At 63.0% G+C, this 16,842-nt stretch carries 18 protein-coding genes; 6 read left to right on the top strand and 12 right to left on the bottom strand.

Going from position 1 to position 16,842, the window contains the following annotated elements; all coding sequences use genetic code 11:
* Positions 1-162: 162 nt before the first annotated feature.
* The 3 genes from mraZ to dinB form a co-directional block, all read right to left on the bottom strand.
* Positions 163-594: a division/cell wall cluster transcriptional repressor MraZ gene (gene mraZ / locus ACX80O_RS14445; protein ID WP_459309102.1), complete on the bottom strand. Its 432-nt coding sequence runs from the start codon at positions 592-594 to the stop codon at positions 163-165.
* Between the two features lie 344 nt (positions 595-938).
* On the bottom strand, positions 939-1,319 hold the full coding sequence (locus ACX80O_RS14440; RefSeq protein WP_459309100.1) for an SCO2097 family morphological protein: 381 nt from the start codon (positions 1,317-1,319) through the stop codon (positions 939-941).
* A 224-nt stretch (positions 1,320-1,543) separates the two neighbouring features.
* Positions 1,544-2,758, bottom strand: coding sequence for a DNA polymerase IV (dinB, locus tag ACX80O_RS14435; RefSeq protein ID WP_459333855.1), 1,215 nt, complete (start codon positions 2,756-2,758; stop codon positions 1,544-1,546).
* 106 nt (positions 2,759-2,864) lie between these two features.
* Here dinB and ACX80O_RS14430 point away from each other — a divergent pair, with 106 nt between their 5' ends.
* The gene (locus tag ACX80O_RS14430; RefSeq protein ID WP_459333854.1) at positions 2,865-3,989 is read left to right on the top strand and encodes a polyprenyl synthetase family protein; all 1,125 of its coding nucleotides are present in this window, start codon (positions 2,865-2,867) and stop codon (positions 3,987-3,989) included.
* Between the two features lie 41 nt (positions 3,990-4,030).
* Here the strand turns inward: ACX80O_RS14430 and ACX80O_RS14425 are convergent, their stop codons facing one another.
* Entirely contained in the window at positions 4,031-4,384 is a 354-nt protein-coding gene (locus ACX80O_RS14425) for an Rv2175c family DNA-binding protein (protein WP_459309053.1), read from the bottom strand.
* A 263-nt stretch (positions 4,385-4,647) separates the two neighbouring features.
* Here ACX80O_RS14425 and ACX80O_RS14420 point away from each other — a divergent pair, with 263 nt between their 5' ends.
* A complete protein-coding gene (locus ACX80O_RS14420) occupies positions 4,648-6,033 on the top strand; it encodes a lytic transglycosylase (protein ID WP_459333853.1) in 1,386 nt (461 codons plus the stop codon).
* A gap of 82 nt (positions 6,034-6,115) precedes the next feature.
* Positions 6,116-8,242 (top strand): protein kinase domain-containing protein, encoded by a 2,127-nt coding sequence (locus tag ACX80O_RS14415; RefSeq protein WP_459333852.1) that lies wholly within the window; start codon positions 6,116-6,118, stop codon positions 8,240-8,242.
* 103 nt (positions 8,243-8,345) lie between these two features.
* Here the strand turns inward: ACX80O_RS14415 and ACX80O_RS14410 are convergent, their stop codons facing one another.
* Positions 8,346-9,665: a class II 3-deoxy-7-phosphoheptulonate synthase gene (locus ACX80O_RS14410; RefSeq protein ID WP_459309099.1), complete on the bottom strand. Its 1,320-nt coding sequence runs from the start codon at positions 9,663-9,665 to the stop codon at positions 8,346-8,348.
* A gap of 205 nt (positions 9,666-9,870) precedes the next feature.
* Positions 9,871-10,770: a lysophospholipid acyltransferase family protein gene (locus ACX80O_RS14405; RefSeq protein WP_459333851.1), complete on the bottom strand. Its 900-nt coding sequence runs from the start codon at positions 10,768-10,770 to the stop codon at positions 9,871-9,873.
* A 131-nt stretch (positions 10,771-10,901) separates the two neighbouring features.
* Here ACX80O_RS14405 and ACX80O_RS14400 point away from each other — a divergent pair, with 131 nt between their 5' ends.
* Both ACX80O_RS14400 and ACX80O_RS14395 read left to right on the top strand, forming a co-directional pair.
* Positions 10,902-11,666 carry an alpha/beta hydrolase gene (locus tag ACX80O_RS14400; RefSeq protein WP_459309047.1) on the top strand — a complete coding sequence of 255 codons (765 nt, stop codon included), beginning with the start codon at positions 10,902-10,904 and terminating at the stop codon, positions 11,664-11,666.
* Positions 11,663-12,151 (top strand): nucleotide exchange factor GrpE, encoded by a 489-nt coding sequence (locus ACX80O_RS14395; protein ID WP_459333850.1) that lies wholly within the window; start codon positions 11,663-11,665, stop codon positions 12,149-12,151. The genes ACX80O_RS14400 and ACX80O_RS14395 overlap by 4 nt, the downstream gene beginning before the upstream one ends.
* Here ACX80O_RS14395 and ACX80O_RS14390 read toward each other — a convergent pair.
* The 5 genes from ACX80O_RS14390 to ACX80O_RS14370 all read right to left on the bottom strand — a co-directional run bounded on the left by ACX80O_RS14390 (position 12,045) and on the right by ACX80O_RS14370 (position 16,052).
* Positions 12,045-13,010 (bottom strand): EamA family transporter, encoded by a 966-nt coding sequence (locus ACX80O_RS14390; protein WP_459333849.1) that lies wholly within the window; start codon positions 13,008-13,010, stop codon positions 12,045-12,047. The genes ACX80O_RS14395 and ACX80O_RS14390 overlap by 107 nt on opposite strands.
* Positions 13,007-13,738 (bottom strand): B3/B4 domain-containing protein, encoded by a 732-nt coding sequence (locus ACX80O_RS14385; protein WP_459333848.1) that lies wholly within the window; start codon positions 13,736-13,738, stop codon positions 13,007-13,009. Before ACX80O_RS14385 ends, ACX80O_RS14390 begins: the two co-directional genes overlap by 4 nt.
* Entirely contained in the window at positions 13,735-14,331 is a 597-nt protein-coding gene (locus ACX80O_RS14380; protein WP_459333847.1) for a helix-turn-helix domain-containing protein, read from the bottom strand. The genes ACX80O_RS14385 and ACX80O_RS14380 overlap by 4 nt, the downstream gene beginning before the upstream one ends.
* A 356-nt stretch (positions 14,332-14,687) precedes the next feature.
* A complete protein-coding gene (locus ACX80O_RS14375; RefSeq protein ID WP_459333846.1) occupies positions 14,688-15,590 on the bottom strand; it encodes a hypothetical protein in 903 nt (300 codons plus the stop codon).
* Positions 15,591-15,638: 48 nt separating this feature from the next.
* Positions 15,639-16,052, bottom strand: coding sequence for a DUF6318 family protein (locus ACX80O_RS14370; protein ID WP_459333845.1), 414 nt, complete (start codon positions 16,050-16,052; stop codon positions 15,639-15,641).
* Here ACX80O_RS14370 and ACX80O_RS14365 point away from each other — a divergent pair.
* The gene (locus ACX80O_RS14365) at positions 16,039-16,311 is read left to right on the top strand and encodes a hypothetical protein (protein WP_459333844.1); all 273 of its coding nucleotides are present in this window, start codon (positions 16,039-16,041) and stop codon (positions 16,309-16,311) included. The genes ACX80O_RS14370 and ACX80O_RS14365 overlap by 14 nt on opposite strands.
* A gap of 305 nt (positions 16,312-16,616) precedes the next feature.
* Here ACX80O_RS14365 and ACX80O_RS14360 read toward each other — a convergent pair.
* Positions 16,617-16,842, bottom strand: a 226-nt coding sequence (locus tag ACX80O_RS14360; RefSeq protein ID WP_459333843.1) for an HNH endonuclease, incomplete at its 5' end; no start/stop codon positions are given.

The raw sequence follows: 16,842 nt of genomic DNA, 5'->3' as shown, positions 1-16,842 counted from the left end.
GGTCTGTCGGCGTTTCTGGTTTCTTGAGCCAGATCCCCATCCGACCCAGGCGCTGTGTCCGCCTGGGTCCGGGGAAGGTGATCCAGGTGGAACGGGCGCCGGGCGGCTGGAGATCTCGTTCAAGAAGCCGTCCTACTGCGGTGCGGGTAATGCGTGATAGTCCTAGAAGAATCCGGGGAGTGCTTCCTCGTCCGTTTCTGAGAACACGTTCTCCTTCTCGGCGAGATAGGTGTTCCAGGCTGAGGCGTCCCAGATCTCGGCGCGGCTACCCGCACCAATCACTGCAAGTTCCCGATCCAGTCCCGCGTAGGTCCGAAGCGCCTGGGGAATGGTGATTCGCCCCTGCTTGTCGGGGATCTCGTCGGAAGCCCCTGACAAAAACACCCTGCTGTAATCACGGGATTGCCGTGATGACAGCGGTGCGGCCCGCATCTGTTCGTGAAGCCGTTCGAACTCGCGCTGGCTAAAGACGTAGATGCACCGTTCCTGGCCCCTGGTGAGCACCAGCCCATCGGAAAGTTCCTCCCGGAATTTCGCTGGGAGGATCAACCTGCCCTTCTCGTCGAGACGCGGCAGATGAGTTCCGAGGAACATCTGCCACCGCCCATCCAGTCCGGAAAGCACCTTGCGGTACCACTACACTCTTATAACCACCACTTTACTCCACATCCCTCCCCCGTCAATCCATTTTGGGCTTTCGAACCGATCAATTTCCTGGCAGTTTCCTGTACTGGCGCGGCTGGGGCGAGGTGGTGCGAAGTGGAGGGTTTCGACGGCCCGGGGGCGCCGCCGCGTGCTGGATCGCCCCGACCGGACGGGAAATGGCCGTTAAATGCCGATAGACCCGACTATGCGGGTCTATCGGCGGGGGTTCAACTGAAGTTTTGGGCGAAGTGGATGGAAGTGGAGGCCCCGGGGAGGGCTGCGAGCTGGTGGGGCTAGGGCTGGTCCCTCTTTCGCTCATCCCATTTTTCCTCGAGCGTACTCAAAAAGCCGCCACCTCGATTGACCGGAGCGGCCTTGGTTGTTCCTCGCGGCATGGGTGCCGATTCGCTCCCCTTGGGTCGGGTGGTGGCGTAATATACCCCTGCACCCATGATCAGGAAACCTGCCACACCAACAAGAATTATCTGGTTCGCGACGCCGAGCAGGAGCACCAGGATACCCGCCACAGCCATCAGTGCGCCGATGACAATGCGGCGCGTTGAAAGAGATCGCGGGGTGCTCGATGCCATCGAGCTGGCGAACTTTGGATCGTCGGCGTGAAGCTGCTGCTCCAGCTGATCAAGCAACCTCTGTTCGTGTTCCGAGAGTGCCATCACTGCCTCCATGCTAATAATAATTCCTGGTCCCTCACCCCAACCAACGACCACCTGACGCATCCGGTTCCCTGCCACGTTCTGCTCGGCGTAGGGGGCCTGAATCTACCCGCATTACTGGTTGAAATTAGCCTTCGCTCTAAGGATAGAGCGCAATGCCCGCAAGGGAAAGCCACGGGCCTCCCAGCCCGAATTCACCACTGCTGAAGACACAGGGCGCCGGGTCAGGGCGCCGTATCCGGGGGGCGCCGGAAGAGTTGAGCTGGCTGGATGGCGGTCTTGCCGAACCTCCGGTTGACCTGATCAAGTGCGGACTCCGCGAGGCGCCAATTCTCGTCCCGGCGGTCGATGGTGAGTTGATGGCCCAATCCGGCGGATGGTTCCAATTGATCAGCGCGCACCCCCACCAGCCGAACGCTCATCGGCCGCTCCCCCAGGGACGCCAACAGAGAGGTAGCCGCAGCATAGATGGCATTGGCACTATCGGTGGGTTCGCTGAGCCTCTTGGTCCTCGTGAGTGTCGAGAAATCCGCGTACCGTAGCTTGATCGCCACGCCACCGCACTGCAACTGCGCCGATCGTAGCCGGGCCGCGGTCCGGTGGGACAGCCTGAGCATTTCGGTGTGCAGGATTGAATTGTCGTTGACATCTTCGGCAAAGGTCTCCTCCGCCCCAAGGGTTTTTTCCTGACGGGTGACAGTCACGGTCCGCGGATCCCTTCCCCAGGCAAGATCGTAGACATGTTGCCCGGTCACACCCAAGAGCTTGCGCAGGGAGGACACGGGGGTCTGTGCGAGGTCTTCAACAGTCCGGATTCCCAGCCGTGCCAGCACCTCCTGCGTTTTGGCGCCCACCCCCCACAGGGCCGACACCGGGAGGGTATGCAGGTAGGCGACCGTTTCCTCGCCCGGGATCACCAGCAGGCCGTTGGGTTTGGATCGGGTCGATGCGATTTTGGCAACAAACTTGGTGGTCGCCGCGCCGACGCTCGCGGTGATTCCCAGTTCCCGGCGGATGGTGGCTCGGATCAGTTCACCGATGTCACGTGGCCCGCCGAGTCGGCGCATGGACCCTGCAATGTCGAGGAACGCTTCGTCGACGCTGAGTTGTTCGACCAAAGGGGTGATGGTTCCGAAGATCGACATCACATCGCGTGAGACTAACGAATACTTGTCGTGGTGGGGTTCGAGCACCACCCCCTGGGGGCACAGTCTCATCGCCGTCGACATCGGCATCGCCGATCGCACCCCGAATCGTCGCGCCTCATAGGAGGCGGAGAGGACAACTGAGCGCCCGCTCGGTGATCCAACAATGACCGGTGTGCCGATCAGGTCAGGTCGGTCCAACAACTCGACGGCCACATAGAAGGCATCCATGTCCACGTGGAGGATTGTGCACTCCGCGTGCGGAAGATTTGCCCTGGGCCCAACAGTCACCATCCAATCGTAGCCAGTTAGTAGGATAGGACAGCCAACAGATCACCCTGGCCTGCGGAATGCCCGGCGCGCCCCACGTGGACTGCCGTCCGCCCTTCGAGGAGAGCCCATGACCGACCAGAACCAGTTCGTCGACGATGGCACTGTTGACCACCTGGTAGCGCGCGAGCAAACAGCGTACTGGGCGGATGTGACGAACGGGCTTGATCTGTTCCTCGCCCGCCAGCGGGCCATTCTGGGTGGGATTACCGAGGATGCGCTGGAGCCCGCCGCCGCCATCACCCGGTTGACCGCAGGCGGTAAGAGACTGCGCGCCTTGCTCTGCTATTGGGGCTTCAGGGGGGCGGGCGGGCAAGCCGGAGCCAGCGAGCCGATCCTGGCCGGCGTTGCGCTGGAACTTTTCCAGGCAGCGGCACTGATCCACGACGACGTCATTGACCGCTCCGACACCCGGCGGGGCTCCCCCAGCGTGCATCGGCAGTTTGGTGCGCTGCACGAGCGAAACCGGTGGCATCTCAGCCCCGACCGGTTTGGCGTTTCCGCCGCCGTGTTGACCGGCGACATGTGCCTCTCCTTTAGCGAGGAGCAGTTCTCGGACATCGGGGCAGGCGCCGCCTCAGGAACCCGTGCCCGGACGATCTTCAACAGGATGCGCACCGAGGTGATGGCTGGCCAGTATCTTGATCTGCTGGAGGAAGCAGTGGGGCCTGGCCGGACGCCAGCCGAGGCCGCCGAACGTGCCCAGCAGATAATCCGGTTCAAATCAGCCAAGTATTCGGTCGAGCATCCGCTGGGACTGGGCGGCGCTCTGGCTGGCGCCGACGCCCCGCTATTGGGCGGCTACTCAGCCTTCTCGCTGCCCCTGGGCGAAGCCTTCCAGCTCCGCGATGATGTACTCGGCGTCTTTGGCGACCCCACTGTGACAGGCAAACCTGCCGGGGATGACCTGCGAGAGGGCAAACGCACCCTCCTGATTGCCCAGGCGCTCCAGGGTGGGAGCCCCGCAGACAGGACACTGCTCAACGGCAGGCTGGGACAGGCAGATCTCGACGACGACGACGTCGCCCGTCTCCGGGACACCATCTCTTCATCGGGAGCGCTGCAGGCCGTTGAAGCCCTGATCGCCCGGCATGCTGAGGCGGCTGCCCGGGCGCTGGGGCGCCTGAACCTCGATGATGTATGTCGATCGGCCCTTGCCGGACTAGCGACAGCGGCGGTCAGCCGGTCAGCCTGAGGGCAAGATGATCGGCAAAGGTCACTGAACTGGAGTGCCTATTACCAGGCTGCGGCCTGGGCTCGGCGCCGAATCTCGGTTTTCCGACCCTCGCGGAGAGCATCGATGGGGCGGCCCGGGAGAGATTCATCAGGAGTGAATAGCCACCTGACAATGTCTTCGTCACTGAAGCCTGAATCTGCCAGGACGATGATGGTTCCCTTCAGGCTGTCCACCACGTCGCCCTCGAAGATGAACTCCGCCGGAACACTCCTGACATTGCGTTCGGTACTGCGAAGGGCAATCAGCGACTTCTCGTCGAGCAGGCCGTGCACCTTGGTGATGGGCACTTCCAATTCCAGTGCCACCTCCGGGAGGTTCAACCAGGCGGGCACAAGTTCTTCTAGTTCATTCACCCCCTAAGGGTGCCAGAAGTGGGCCCCTCTCTCCACTCCACCAGGCGACACGCCGATGCAATATCAGCGGGGTGCCAAGTAACTGTTGTGCTAAGTGGCTTTTAGTGTAGATTCACAGGAGTCACACCAGCAACAGTAACAACATCAGACTCTCGCGCACCATCAGATGTTTTTGAAAGAGGTCCCCGACGGTATCGCCCGTCGGGTCTCCATTCGGCCATCGGCGCGGCCCGTTCCGTTGACCATAGATGAGGATTTAGACCATGACTGCCCAGCGTTCGTCACCGCCGCTGTTCGGATCCCAGGCCCGTGCCCACGGCACCCGCCTGCCCAGCCGCTTCACCATTGCGGTATCCACCGCCGCCATTCCCGCAGTACTGCTCTCCGCCGTCGCACTGGCACAGCCAGCAGCCGCCGCACCGGTGGCAGCAAAACCGCTTCACACCCCCCGGCTCGCTCCAGCGGCGACCGTTCCTGCCGGACTGACCATCCCGGCCAGCACGGTCGCAGCCCGGATCCCGACCTTCCTGGCACCAGCCCAGAGCGCGCCGAAGACCTACACGGTCCAGGCGGGCGACACCATCACCGGCATCGCGATGAAACACGGACTGGGAACCGGCGCCGTCCTCAAGGCCAACGACCTAAGCGTCAGCTCGATCATCTACCCGGGTCAGAAGATCAAGCTCGCCGGCGCTCCCGCCAGCGAGACCACGGCCGAGCCTGCCAACGACACGCAGCAGTCCTCCGGCTCTTCCTACACGGTCAAGGCTGGCGACACACTCAGCGCCATCGCCGCCAACAACGGCGTAAGCCTTGGGACTGTATTGAAGGCCAATTCCCTGTCGATGACCTCGATCATTCACCCCGGCCAGAAGATCCAACTGGGCGGGTCAGCAGACGTCTCCGTAGCATCCACGGAGATCACCCCGGCAGCGCCCAAGCCCGCGGCGCCAGCGTCCAACGGCGGTTCCTACACCATCAAGGGCGGCGACACGCTCGGCGCCATCGCCGCCAACAACGGCGTGAGTCTCAGTGCCCTTCTGAAGGCCAACAACCTCACCGCAACAACAATGATTCACCCCGGCGCGAAGCTGACCCTTCCCGGCAAGGCGGCACCGGCTGCCGAATCCGCGCCAGCCGTTGCTGACGAAGCTCCGGCCGACCTGGTGCCGTCCACCTTCCTGCACTACACCTATCCGCGGCATGTGGTGTCGGAAGCGAACCGCAACAAGCACCTCCTGAACTCGCTCCCGGTCCCCGGCAACGACGCCATGAAGTCGATCGTTGCTGACACGGCTCGCTCCATGGGCGTTGACCCGAGCCTTGCCCTCGCGGTTTCCTTTCAGGAGTCAGGCTTCAACCAGCGTGCCGTGTCACCCGCCAACGCCATCGGCGCCATGCAGGTCATCCCCATGTCGGGCGAATGGGCTTCCGATCTGGTAGGTCGACAGCTGAATCTGCTGGATCCCTACGACAACGCCACCGCCGGGGTAGCCATCCTGCAGTCACTGATCCGCACCAGTGACAACCTCGACGAAGCCATCGCTTCCTACTATCAGGGCCAGTATTCGGTGACCACCCACGGGATGTTCAGCGATACCAAGGATTACGTCGCGGCGATCACTGCACATCAGGCAACGTTCCGGTAGTAACGCCGGGAACGGCCAGCGAAGAGGGGCGGAATCGGGTGTCGGTTCCGCCCCTCTTCACGTCTGCACTTAGGATCAAGGGGTGCAGGAACGGCAGAATGACCCACTGGTTGGCTCGATTGTAGACGGGCGCTATCGTGTCCTGTCGCGCCTTGCCCGGGGCGGCATGTCGACCGTTTACCGGGCTACCGACCAGCGGCTCGATCGTGATGTCGCCCTGAAAATCCTTTACCCGCACCTCGCCGAGGACGCCAGCTTTCTCGACCGGTTTGAGCGTGAAGCGAAGTCGGCGGCACGCCTGTCCCACCCGCACGTGGTGGGCGTCCTGGACCAGGGCATAGAGGACTCCCCCGAGCGTTCGCTGGCGTACCTGGTGATGGAGTATGTTCCGGGCAGGACCCTTCGGGATCTCCTCCGGGAGAAGGGCCGGCTCACCCCACGCCTGGCGCTGGCCATGATGGATCCGGTAGTCGAAGGCCTCGGCGCCGCTCACGACGTCGGACTGGTACACCGGGACGTCAAACCCGAGAATGTTCTCCTGGCCAACAATGGTCGCATCAAGATCGCCGACTTCGGCCTGGCGCGGGCGGTGTCCACAACCACCAACACCGGAATCCTGATCGGCACCGTCGCCTACCTCTCCCCCGAACTGGTGACCGGGGGTGGTGCTGATGCCCGCAGCGACATCTACTCGGCCGGCATTGTCCTGTTTGAGCTCCTGACCGGCAAACAGCCTTTCACCGGCGACGTCCCGATCCGGGTAGCCCTGCAGCACGCCAATTCGACGGTCCCCGCACCCTCCACCCTGGTACCCGGGCTCGCACCGGACATTGACGAGCTGGTCCAGTGGTGCACCTCGGTGGACCCCGAGGATCGTCCGGTCAACGGCAACGCCCTGCTCGGGGAACTCAGGCATATCCGCACCACCCTGACCGACGAGGAACTGGACTTTGAACTGCCCGGTGGCACCGCAGAGGCAGGGAGCGCAGACAACCGGCCGGGCGTCATCCCCCCGGTCATGAACGGCACGGAGGTGATCGGCACGGAGGGCGGCGGGTCTACCACCGAGGTCATCAGTTCCTCACGTGGGCGCCGACCCACCGAAGTGATCCGGGCTGACCAGTCGATGACCTCGGTCATTGCCGACGACGTCCAGCACACCCGGGCCATCCGGAACCTTCCGCAGACCCACACTGTGCCGCCGCCCGAACCGGATCCGCGAGTCCGTGACAAACAGGCAACCAAGGACTTCAAGCTCTACCAGAAGCGGCAGGCGAAAGCCGCCCAACGGCCCGAAAAGTCGCTGCACCGCGGCCACCGGGGGCGCCGCAACGCGATCCTGGTGGTGTTGCTGGTGCTCCTTGCCGGTCTGGCAGCTGGCATCGGCTGGTTCTTCGGCGTAGGTCCGGGCGCTCTGGCGACGGTGCCCGACGTCGTCAACCGCTCGGTGGATCAGGCGGAGCTGCTGCTGGCCCGGAACGGTTTCGACGCGCCGCGCTCCGAGGAAGAGTTCCATGACGACGTGGAATCAGGACTGGTGATTCGCAGCGAACCGGCCGCGCAGACCGAGATCCGCCGCTACGAGTCGGTGGACCTGTTTGTGTCAAAGGGACCCGAGCTGTTCGAGGTACCCAGCGTTGTTGATCGTGGTGAGGCCGCCGCTGCCGAACGGTTAGCGGGTGATGGATTGGCGGTAGGGAACATTTCGCGCGAGTACAGCGCCGTGGTGGAGGACGGTCTGGTCATCAGCCAGGCGCCCGCCGCCGGAGAGCAGGCTCGGCGGGGCACAGCGGTGAGCCTGATGATTTCGCAGGGCCCCGAGCCGCTGGATGTCCCGGTGGTGACGGGGCAGCCCCGCGATGACGCAGTCGCGGCCATCGACGAGACCGGCCTTGTTGCCGCCGTCGCCCCGGAGGGTGAGAATCATCCTGATATTCCGGCGGGCGCTGTCGTTGGGCAGAGTCCTTCGGGTGGTCAGCTGACCCGGGGAGAGACCGTGAGGCTGACCCTGTCTCTGGGTCCACGCCTAATCGAGGTGCCCAACGTGTTTTCCGAGCGGGAAGAGGCGGCCGTGGCCGAGCTCGAGGCTGCGGGATTCACCGTGGTGGTGGACTACACCTTCGGCGAATCAGTTCTTGGTCTGGTGGCGGCTCAGGATCTTACCGGTGAGCAACCGGAAGGTTCGACCGTCACGATCACCGTCACGTAGCGGTTGATGTCACGTAGCGGTTGATGTCACGTAGCCGGTTCACAGACTACAGACGCAACTGAAGCGAAGCGGATTTCCGCTTCGCTTCAGTTGTGCAGATGGCTTATCGCTTGGAGAGCGCCCCAGCAACGAGGAACGCCATCTCGAGGGACTGCATATGGTTCAGGCGCGGGTCGCAGACCGATTCGTAACGTTCCAGGAACGCCTCCTGGTCCACGGGATCGGCGCCACCCAGGCACTCGGCGACGTCGTCGCCGGTCATCTCCACGTGCAGGCCGCCCGGGAAGGTGCCCAGCGAATTGTGGACTTCGAAGAAGCCGCGGACCTCGTCCATAACGTCGTCAAAGTTGCGGGTCTTGTAGCCGTTGGGCGAGGTGACTGTGTTGCCGTGCATCGGGTCGGATACCCACAGCACCTGGGCACCTGAGTCGGTGACCTTCTGAACCAGTCGGGGCAACTTCTCGCGGATATTGCCGGCGCCCATGCGGGTGATGAACGTGAGTCGCCCGGGCTCTCGGTTGGGGTCCAGCTTGTCGATAAGGGCGAGGGCGTCGTCGGGCGAGGTACCGGGGCCCAGCTTCACGCCGATCGGGTTCCGCACGCGGGAGAGGAAATCGATGTGAGCGCTATCGATGTCCCTGGTGCGCTCCCCGATCCACAGGAAGTGGGCCGAGGTGTCGTAGGGCAGCCCGGTACGCGAGTCGGTGCGCGTGAGCGCACGCTCGTAGTCGAGCAGGAGTGCCTCGTGGCTGGCGAAAAACTCCACCCGCTTAAGCGCCTCGAAGTCAGTGCCGCAGGCATCCATGAACCGGACGGCGCGGTCGATCTCGCCGGCCAGCGACTCGTAGCGTGAGTGGGCCGGGTTGGCGGTGAAGCCCTTGTTCCAGTGGTGGACGAGGCGCAAGTCAGCGAAGCCGCCCTGGGTGAAAGCACGGATCAGGTTCAGCGTCGACGCCGACGTGTGGTACGCCTTGACCATCCGGGACGCGTCATGGCCCCGCGACTCGGGTGTGAACTCGTAGCCGTTGACCATGTCGCCGCGGTAGGCCGGCAAGGTGACACCGTCGCGGGTCTCGTCGTTGGAGGAGCGGGGCTTGGCGAACTGTCCTGCCATTCGTCCCATTTTGATGACGGGCAGTGACGCACCATAGGTCAGGACCACTGCCATTTGCAGGATGGTCCGCACCCGCGCGCTGATCCGGTCGGCGGTAGCGCCTTCGAAGGTTTCGGCGCAGTCGCCGCCCTGCAACAGGAATGCTTTGCCCTGCGCGGCGGCGGCCAGGCGGTCACGAAGGACGTCGACCTCTCCGGCGAAAACGAGCGGGGGGAGGGTCGAGAGCTCCTTGACGGAGGCCGAATATACGCTGCTGTCCTGCCAGGTGGGCTGCTGCGAGATGGGCAGCTGACGCCAGTTGTCCAGCATTGAGTTTGCCTGCAGGCTTGCTTGCTGAGCTGGGAGTACAGAGGATTCGGTGGGTGCGAAGATGTCAGTCACCCGTTAAGCCTAATGGGTCGGCATCGAAGGCGCCGCCGGGGCCGTCACGCAACCGGGCAATACGTCACATTGTGCCGCCCGCCACCTTCGGGATGGCTCGGTGAACGCTGGGCGGGCGACTGCCCGAGGTGGCCTAGCGTTTCCTGGTCAGCCAACCCGGCAGCCGAAGGCTCGAAAGCCTGCTGAGTACCGACTTTTCGTTGCCGTCGCTTGGCTTCGTGGTACCCGTTGGCTTCGGGGCGGCCTGGGGCTTTCCGGCATCCGTCGGCTTTCCGGCACCGTGTGGCTTTCCCGCGTCGTCGGACTTGGCCGCGTCACCGGTCTTGCCATGAGCCTTTTTTTCGGATGCCTTGGCCGCGGCGAGTTTCTCCTTGACGCTGCTGGCGTACACATCGACGTATTCCTGACCGGAGAGTCGCATCAGCTCGTACATGATCTCATCGGTGACCGACCGCTGCACGAAGCGGTCGTCGGCCAGCCCTTTGTACCGGGTGAAATCGAGGGGTTCGCCGACGATGATCCCGATCCGGCGGATGTTGGGGATGCGCCGCCCGATGGGCTGCACCTTGTCGGTCCCGATCATGGCCACCGGAATCACTGGCACCCCGGTGGCGAGCACCAGCTTCGCGACGCCGGTTTTCCCCCGGTACAGGCGTCCGTCAGGGCTGCGCGTTCCCTCAGGGTAGATCCCTAGGATGCAGCCGCTGTTGAGCACCGCCTCGCCCGCGCTCAACGAGCTCGACGACGCTGCCCCGCCGGACCGATCCATCGGGAGCTGGTTGGAGAGTCGGAAAAACAGGGCGGTGAGCTTGCCCTTGATCCCTTTGCCTGTGAAGTATTCGGACTTGGCCAGGAAAATCACCGGACGGGGTACAGCGATGGGTAGGAAGATCGAGTCGGAGAAGGAGAGGTGGTTGCTGACCAGAACCGCCGGCCCGTCCACCGGGACGTTGTCCATCCCTTTTACCCACGGCCGGAACAGGAGACCCAGAATTGGACCCACGATGATCCGCTTCATGAACCAATAAAACACGCTGACAGCCTTCCTAGACCCGAACGGATCACGGCAGAGTACCCCACTGTGGATCGCGCTTTTCCTTGAGAGACTACTCTAAGGCGCGGATCCGCTGGTAAGGCATCGGTAGCAGGTGGCACGATGGTGCTATGACATCCGGTGCTGGCCCTGTCGCCTTCTCCTCCGACGGTTTTGGGGAGAGGGCGCGCGTCGGCGTGGTGATGAGCCATGGGTTCACCGGTTCCCCTGTCAGCCTGTTGGCGTGGGCCCAGTATCTGGCCGATCAGGGGTATGCGGTGCGGCTTCCCCTCCTCCACGGGCACGGCACCACCTGGCAGGAACTCGCCCGCACTCCGTGGCAGCGCTGGTACGCCAGCTATGAGGCGAGCTACCGGGAGCTGGAAGAGTCAACCGACGTGATCGTTGCCGCGGGTTTGTCGATGGGTGGAACCCTGGCGTTGCGGTTGGCAGCGTTGCAGCCGGTGGCGGGCGTCGTCGTCGTCAATCCGGGGCTGACGATCTCAGATCCGCGCGCGCGCTACGCGGGATTGTTGAAGTACTTCATGAAGTCGGTCCCGGCGATCGCCAACAACATCAAGAAGGAAGGGTTGGACGAGGGCGCCTACGCGCGAACCCCCGTCGCGGCGGTAGGCCAGCTTTACCGATTGTTCAAGGAAACGGTGGAGCGGCTGCCGTCGGTGACCGCTCCGACGCTGATCTTTCGCTCCACAGTTGACCCGGTGGTGCCGGAGAGCAGCCTCCAGGTCCTTCAACAGCGGATTGGCTCGGCGGTCCTGGAGATTGTCCGTTTGGAGAACAGCTACCATGTTGCGACCATGGATCATGACGCGCAGTTGATTTTTGAACGCTCAGCGCAATTCATCCAGCACGTGACGGCAGGTAGCAGCGCATGACATCCCGAGGCCAAGAACCGAACGAGTCCACCGATGATGCCGTGTGGCAGGATCTGGTGTCGCGGCTGGAACAAACCCCGAGCGCGCCCGAGGCGGGAACTGCTCCGGCGTTGGATTCAGCGTCGGAGCAGACCGCCGATGTGGAGATGTCCGACCAAGACCGGGTTCGGGCCTTGTTCGAGAATCAGCCCCGCCGCTCCCCCGGCGGCCCGCGCGACTACACCCCCGAGGAGTCCGACGACGAGGACGAGGGGTATCACCCGCCAGAGCCACCGGCACTGGGCGCCGGGGAACCGCTCCTGGTCCTGGCCTGGTTCGGCGCCGTCGGCGGCCCCATTACCTTGCTGTTGCTCGCCATGTTCTGGCGGGCTGCGCCTCTCACCGCGATGCTGGGGGTGCTGGCGATTTTTCTGGTGTCCGTGATTTTCCTGATCCTCCGACTACCCAAAACCCGCGATCACGGCGATAACGGCGCTGAGGTTTAGCGGTTCGGTTGCCGTCCGGCGGGCAGGTGCCGTCTCGTTGTGATGCCGCACCGGCCAGCACCACGAGACCGATCCCGATGACCTGCAGCACGCCCAATTGCTGTTTGAGGATGACCAACCCCAGCAGCACACCGAATGCCGGTTCCAACGCCATCAGCGTCCCAAACGCGGTCGGGGTCATGCGGCGCAAGGCGATCATCTCCAGGGCGAAGGGCAGCACGGGCAGCAGTACCGCCAGTCCCAGTGACGCCGCGAGGACGCCCGGGGTGATGTGGCCTACCGCCTGTGGGATTCCCACGATCGCCGCCGTCACCGCCGCGATCGGGATGGTCAGGGAGAGCGCGCCGATCCCGGTGAAGCGGTCCCCGATGCGCTGGGTGAGCAGGATGTACGCCGCCCAGCCGCCGGCGGCCAGCGCCGCGAAACCGACGCCGGTGAGGTTGACCGCGCCGTCCCACGGTTGAGTCATCAGCACGACACCCAGGAGTGCGACGACTGGCCAGACCAAGGCGCGTTTGCGATGACTTCGTACAGCTGCGACGGTCAACGGCCCGAGGAACTCGATGGCGACGGCGGTGCCCAGGTGGATGTGTTCGATCGCGGTGAGGAACCCGATGGTCATAACGCCTGTTGCGACCCCGAGACCGAGGATCGTCGGGACGTCCTGACGGTGGATTGAGCGTAACGGTGGGCGGACCAGCGCTAACAGGATGAGCGCTCCCATGCTCAGGCGGAGCCAGGCTGTTCCCGCAGGTCCGACAACGCCGAGGAGATCCACTGATAGGGCGGAGCCCAGCTGCACGGAGAGCATCGCGGCGATCGCCAGTCCCCACGGAGGGAGGGCTATTCTTTGAGTCATGGCTTACCCGGTTCGGCCCGAACGAGGTGACTGGCAAGCTGCACGTCCGGTCCAAGCTGTTCGAGGTGGGAGCCGAGAGCATGTACTGCACGCTGCAGGGCGTCGTCGGTCATTGGCCCTAACGCGTCAACGATGAACAGCGCCGTCGTCGTGTCATCGCTGAGTTGGGTCCGCCGGCCCTGACGCCAGTTCCAGCGTCGGCAGGTCACACCGGCGTCATCACACCAGACCACCTCACCTGGTTGCGGGTGCTCGACCGTTTCCGTCCCTCCGGTCGCGGTATCGAACAGCTCGTCACCGGTCGCGCGGATCAATCGTGGTGCTCCGACGTAACCGGCCAGGTCCTCGCCGCCCAGCGGGACCTGGTGCAAGACCGAGATCGCGTTATACAGATCGGTCAGGCGGTTCACGCGGGGCAGCCCCACGACGGCTCGCCGCACCAGACCCTCCAGACTGTTGCGCGTGCGCTGCGGTTTGGCGCCAAAACTACGGTAGGCATCGCGCCAGGCAGCGACATGGGGGAGCTGTTCCACCCGGGTTTCGTCAAGAAGGCGCCGCGCACTTGCTTCGGCGGCCTGCAGCAGCGCTTCGCTGCCCTGGTCGCTCGGGCCGGGAACCAGCCCATCGACGGCGATGATCATGGCGCGGTAGTCCGGGCGAAGCTCGAATACCTCCGTATCAACGCGGCTGGAATCCACCAGGTGCTGCAGTGCGGTCCTCCTGTTCACGGGGTACCCCCACGCTTCAGTCCAACGCCAGGCTCAAAAACAGCCAGGCTGAACCTCGCTGGTTCGTCAGCTGTTGCAGCGTAGGAGTGGGCGACGTCTCCCGGAAAGGACAACGCATCCCCGGGCCCAAGAACTATCGATTGGTCGCCTGTCTTCACAGTGATGGACCCTTGCTGCACCTGGAGGAGTTCCCTGGTGCCGGGGGAATGGGCTTCACTCTCGTGGCGGTCCCCCGAGGTCATTGTCCAATCCCAAAGTTCGACGACGTCCGGCGACTCCGTGCCCGCCACCAGGATTCCGCGGCCACCCGCCTCGGAACTCCAGAGAGTTGCTCCCTTGCCGTTGCGGGTGATCGTGACCGGCTTTGGCGTGGGCGATTCCACCAGGGCGGGGAGCCCGACGCCGAGGGCATCGCTGATTCGCAGCAGCGTTCCAACGCTCGGGTTGGCGGCGCCCTGCTCGACATTGATCAACAGCCGCCGACTCACACCGGCCGTGGTCGCCAGTTGATCGAGGGTTAACGAGCGAAACTGCCGCTCCTGTTTGACCCGTCGGCCAATTGCCGCCGCAAGAGCAGTCGTACTGTTGTCCACAAGTGCAGCTTACTGCACTTTGAGTGCACTATATCAATCCTTAGGAATTGTTCCGCTTTCCCTTGGTGGCCGAACCGATTTCGTGTCGGGCTTTTGAGCAGCTCTGGCGGATGCTCTTAATCAATACCAAACCTTTGCGCCGCACGGGCGGCCAAACTGATCCACCTCCAAACTTTTGTGCACGTCTGGCGGGTCGACCGCGGTCGCACCCACCAGATGTGCGCAAAGATTTCGCGGCTTCCGACGCTTTTGTCGCCACACCCGCCGCAGCTGCACAATCATTGGCGTGATTCCTAGGTTGAGCGCCTCGACTAGGACCCGGCACCCCGGCCCAGTCAGCAACGGCAGGATTCGGGTCAGCAGCCGATCCCGGCAGGGTTCTCCAGACACGTCTGCGCGACACTGTGCCGTTCGCTACGCCAAATACTCATCACATGCGGCTCCGAGGAAACCCTGGCCAACCCCGCGACCGGCAACCACGACCCACCATCGACCGAATAATCCCCAGCGAACAAAGTATCCAACCCCACCGGATAATCCCCCGTCTCCACATACACATGACTCGTCGACGTCTGAACGTTGAACCCATCACCAGGAAGAGCCGACCCCGGATCAGTAGTCACCAGATCCGACCCATCACCATAAGACCACTCATACGACACCGGCCACGCCCTCAACCGGATCTGCGCATCCCGAAACACAAACGTGAACTCCTGCTCCCCCGCCACCGCATACACATTGCTATGAGCATTACGCACCCCGAAATGATCCGGCTGCGAAAACACCCCAGCAGCAACAATCGGCTGACTCTCAAACTCAACCAACGAAATCACCACCGGAGCCACCACCAACGCCCCAACCGTCGGAGCCACCAAAGGCTCATCAGGATACAAACACCCACTCCGGCCCGTCGCCGTCCGAGTCGGCGGACTCGCATTCCGATTCACCTCAATCCACTGCACCAACACCCCACCCTCACGCGCAGCACACTGAGCATTCAACTCCACGCAATACGCCGGATCCATAAAATCCTGCAACCCCGCCGTACACACCCGCTCATACGTATAATCAACCCCATCATCCGACGGCAGAACAGCGGGCTCAACCGAACCGAGTCCACCAGGTGAGTCTCCCGATCCGGCGCCCCCGTTCGTGACAGATTTAGTCTGATTGTTTGCCACGAAATTGCTGTCACGGGCTGATACTGATGGTTTTTCGGCGGCGAATGCGAACTCTGGTGAGGGCAGCATCGTCATCACCAGCGCAAACGAAACTAGCAGAACCGTTCTCAAAGACCTCATAAAAAGTCACGTCCCTTCCGGACGTCCGTAGTCGAGAAGAAGCCAGTAATCCACATCCCACACGGCGATCACGACGTCCAGTGATGGCTCTGATTGCTGCGGATCCGACCCGAGCTCAGTCCCATCGGATTCGTAGTAGAGGATCTCCGCTTGTTGATTCTCTACATAGGAGTTGATCGACCCAGCAATATTCGGCTCAAACTTTGACGCGAACCGAAGAACTTCGATTTCCGCTCCCGCAATCCATTGGCCCTGCGCATAGACCTCTTCTACAGAAGACCTGATCGCCATACAGGTTTCGCATCCAGGGTCGGTCACTGCTTCGAGTGGTGCCCAATCATTCGTGGCGTACGCATAGTTGAGAAGGTCGAACCAGTACTCGGTGAACGCTTCCAAACCTTCAACCGTGTTTTCATCCAACAGGGCAGGTTTCTCCGGCAGGGGAATGTTCGCGGCCGGGCCGTCTGAGGAAGCAGCCGTCGGCTCAGCCGTCGCGGGCTCAGACGGTGTGGGGGTGCCCGCAGGCGGTGTGGGTGTGCCTGCGGGCGCCGAGGACGTGGCCGCTGGCGTCGACGCCCCGGGACTCGTCGGGCCAGGAGGCCCCGCATCACCCTCACAACCGGCAACAAGAAAGCCAAAGACAATGGCCAACGCGGCGGTCAAACTCCGCGAACGATAGGTGCTGCGAGGCTGTGGCATGGTGACTCCCTGGAACAACGGGGCAAGTCGAAATAATCGAAAACACCAGAATAACCGAATCCAAAGTTTTGCAACCAGTTATCCACAACCCAAAAATAACCACTTTGATCCAGCGGGGCCCGCCGGATCCGAGCTTCCGGATTCGGAGACCGCCACCCGACCCAATTCTCCCAACCCGACGCCACCGACAGGCTGGAAAAGGCGGGATCAACAGTCGCGAACCCGCCACACCTCACCGTTCAGCCGCAGACACGAACGATCAAGGCCATCAAGAAGCACTTCATCCTAGAACGGTGGTGGGGTTTCCGGTGGTGGTGTGGGTGGTGGGTTGGGTTTGGTGGTGTAGGTTTCCCCGGCGGGGGAGATCGCGATGATCGTCCCTGGTTCAGGTTGGGTGTAATGCCAGAAACCCTCCGTTTTGAACATGTGGTGACGTTTACAGAGCGCTGCCAGATTTGAGTAACTGGTCGTCCCGCCCCGGGACCAGGGGATCGTGTGGTCGAGTTCGCAG

It is taken from the genome of Arthrobacter glycogeni (assembly GCF_054511155.1).
This window is presented reverse-complemented; position numbering and strand designations above follow the sequence as displayed.

What these genes read in the sequence shown, in the direction of transcription:
- ACX80O_RS14395 (WP_459333850.1), top strand. Translation starts at nt 11,663, where the DNA reads ATGACATCCCGAGGCCAAGAACCGAACGAGTCCACCGATGATGCCGTG.
- ACX80O_RS14440 (WP_459309100.1), bottom strand. Translation starts at nt 1,319, where the DNA reads ATGGCACTCTCGGAACACGAACAGAGGTTGCTTGATCAGCTGGAGCAG.
- ACX80O_RS14390 (WP_459333849.1), bottom strand. Translation starts at nt 13,010, where the DNA reads ATGACTCAAAGAATAGCCCTCCCTCCGTGGGGACTGGCGATCGCCGCG.
- ACX80O_RS14410 (WP_459309099.1), bottom strand. Translation starts at nt 9,665, where the DNA reads ATGCTGGACAACTGGCGTCAGCTGCCCATCTCGCAGCAGCCCACCTGG.
- mraZ (WP_459309102.1), bottom strand. Translation starts at nt 594, where the DNA reads ATGTTCCTCGGAACTCATCTGCCGCGTCTCGACGAGAAGGGCAGGTTG.
- ACX80O_RS14430 (WP_459333854.1), top strand. Translation starts at nt 2,865, where the DNA reads ATGACCGACCAGAACCAGTTCGTCGACGATGGCACTGTTGACCACCTG.
- ACX80O_RS14400 (WP_459309047.1), top strand. Translation starts at nt 10,902, where the DNA reads ATGACATCCGGTGCTGGCCCTGTCGCCTTCTCCTCCGACGGTTTTGGG.
- dinB (WP_459333855.1), bottom strand. Translation starts at nt 2,758, where the DNA reads ATGGTGACTGTTGGGCCCAGGGCAAATCTTCCGCACGCGGAGTGCACA.
- ACX80O_RS14420 (WP_459333853.1), top strand. Translation starts at nt 4,648, where the DNA reads ATGACTGCCCAGCGTTCGTCACCGCCGCTGTTCGGATCCCAGGCCCGT.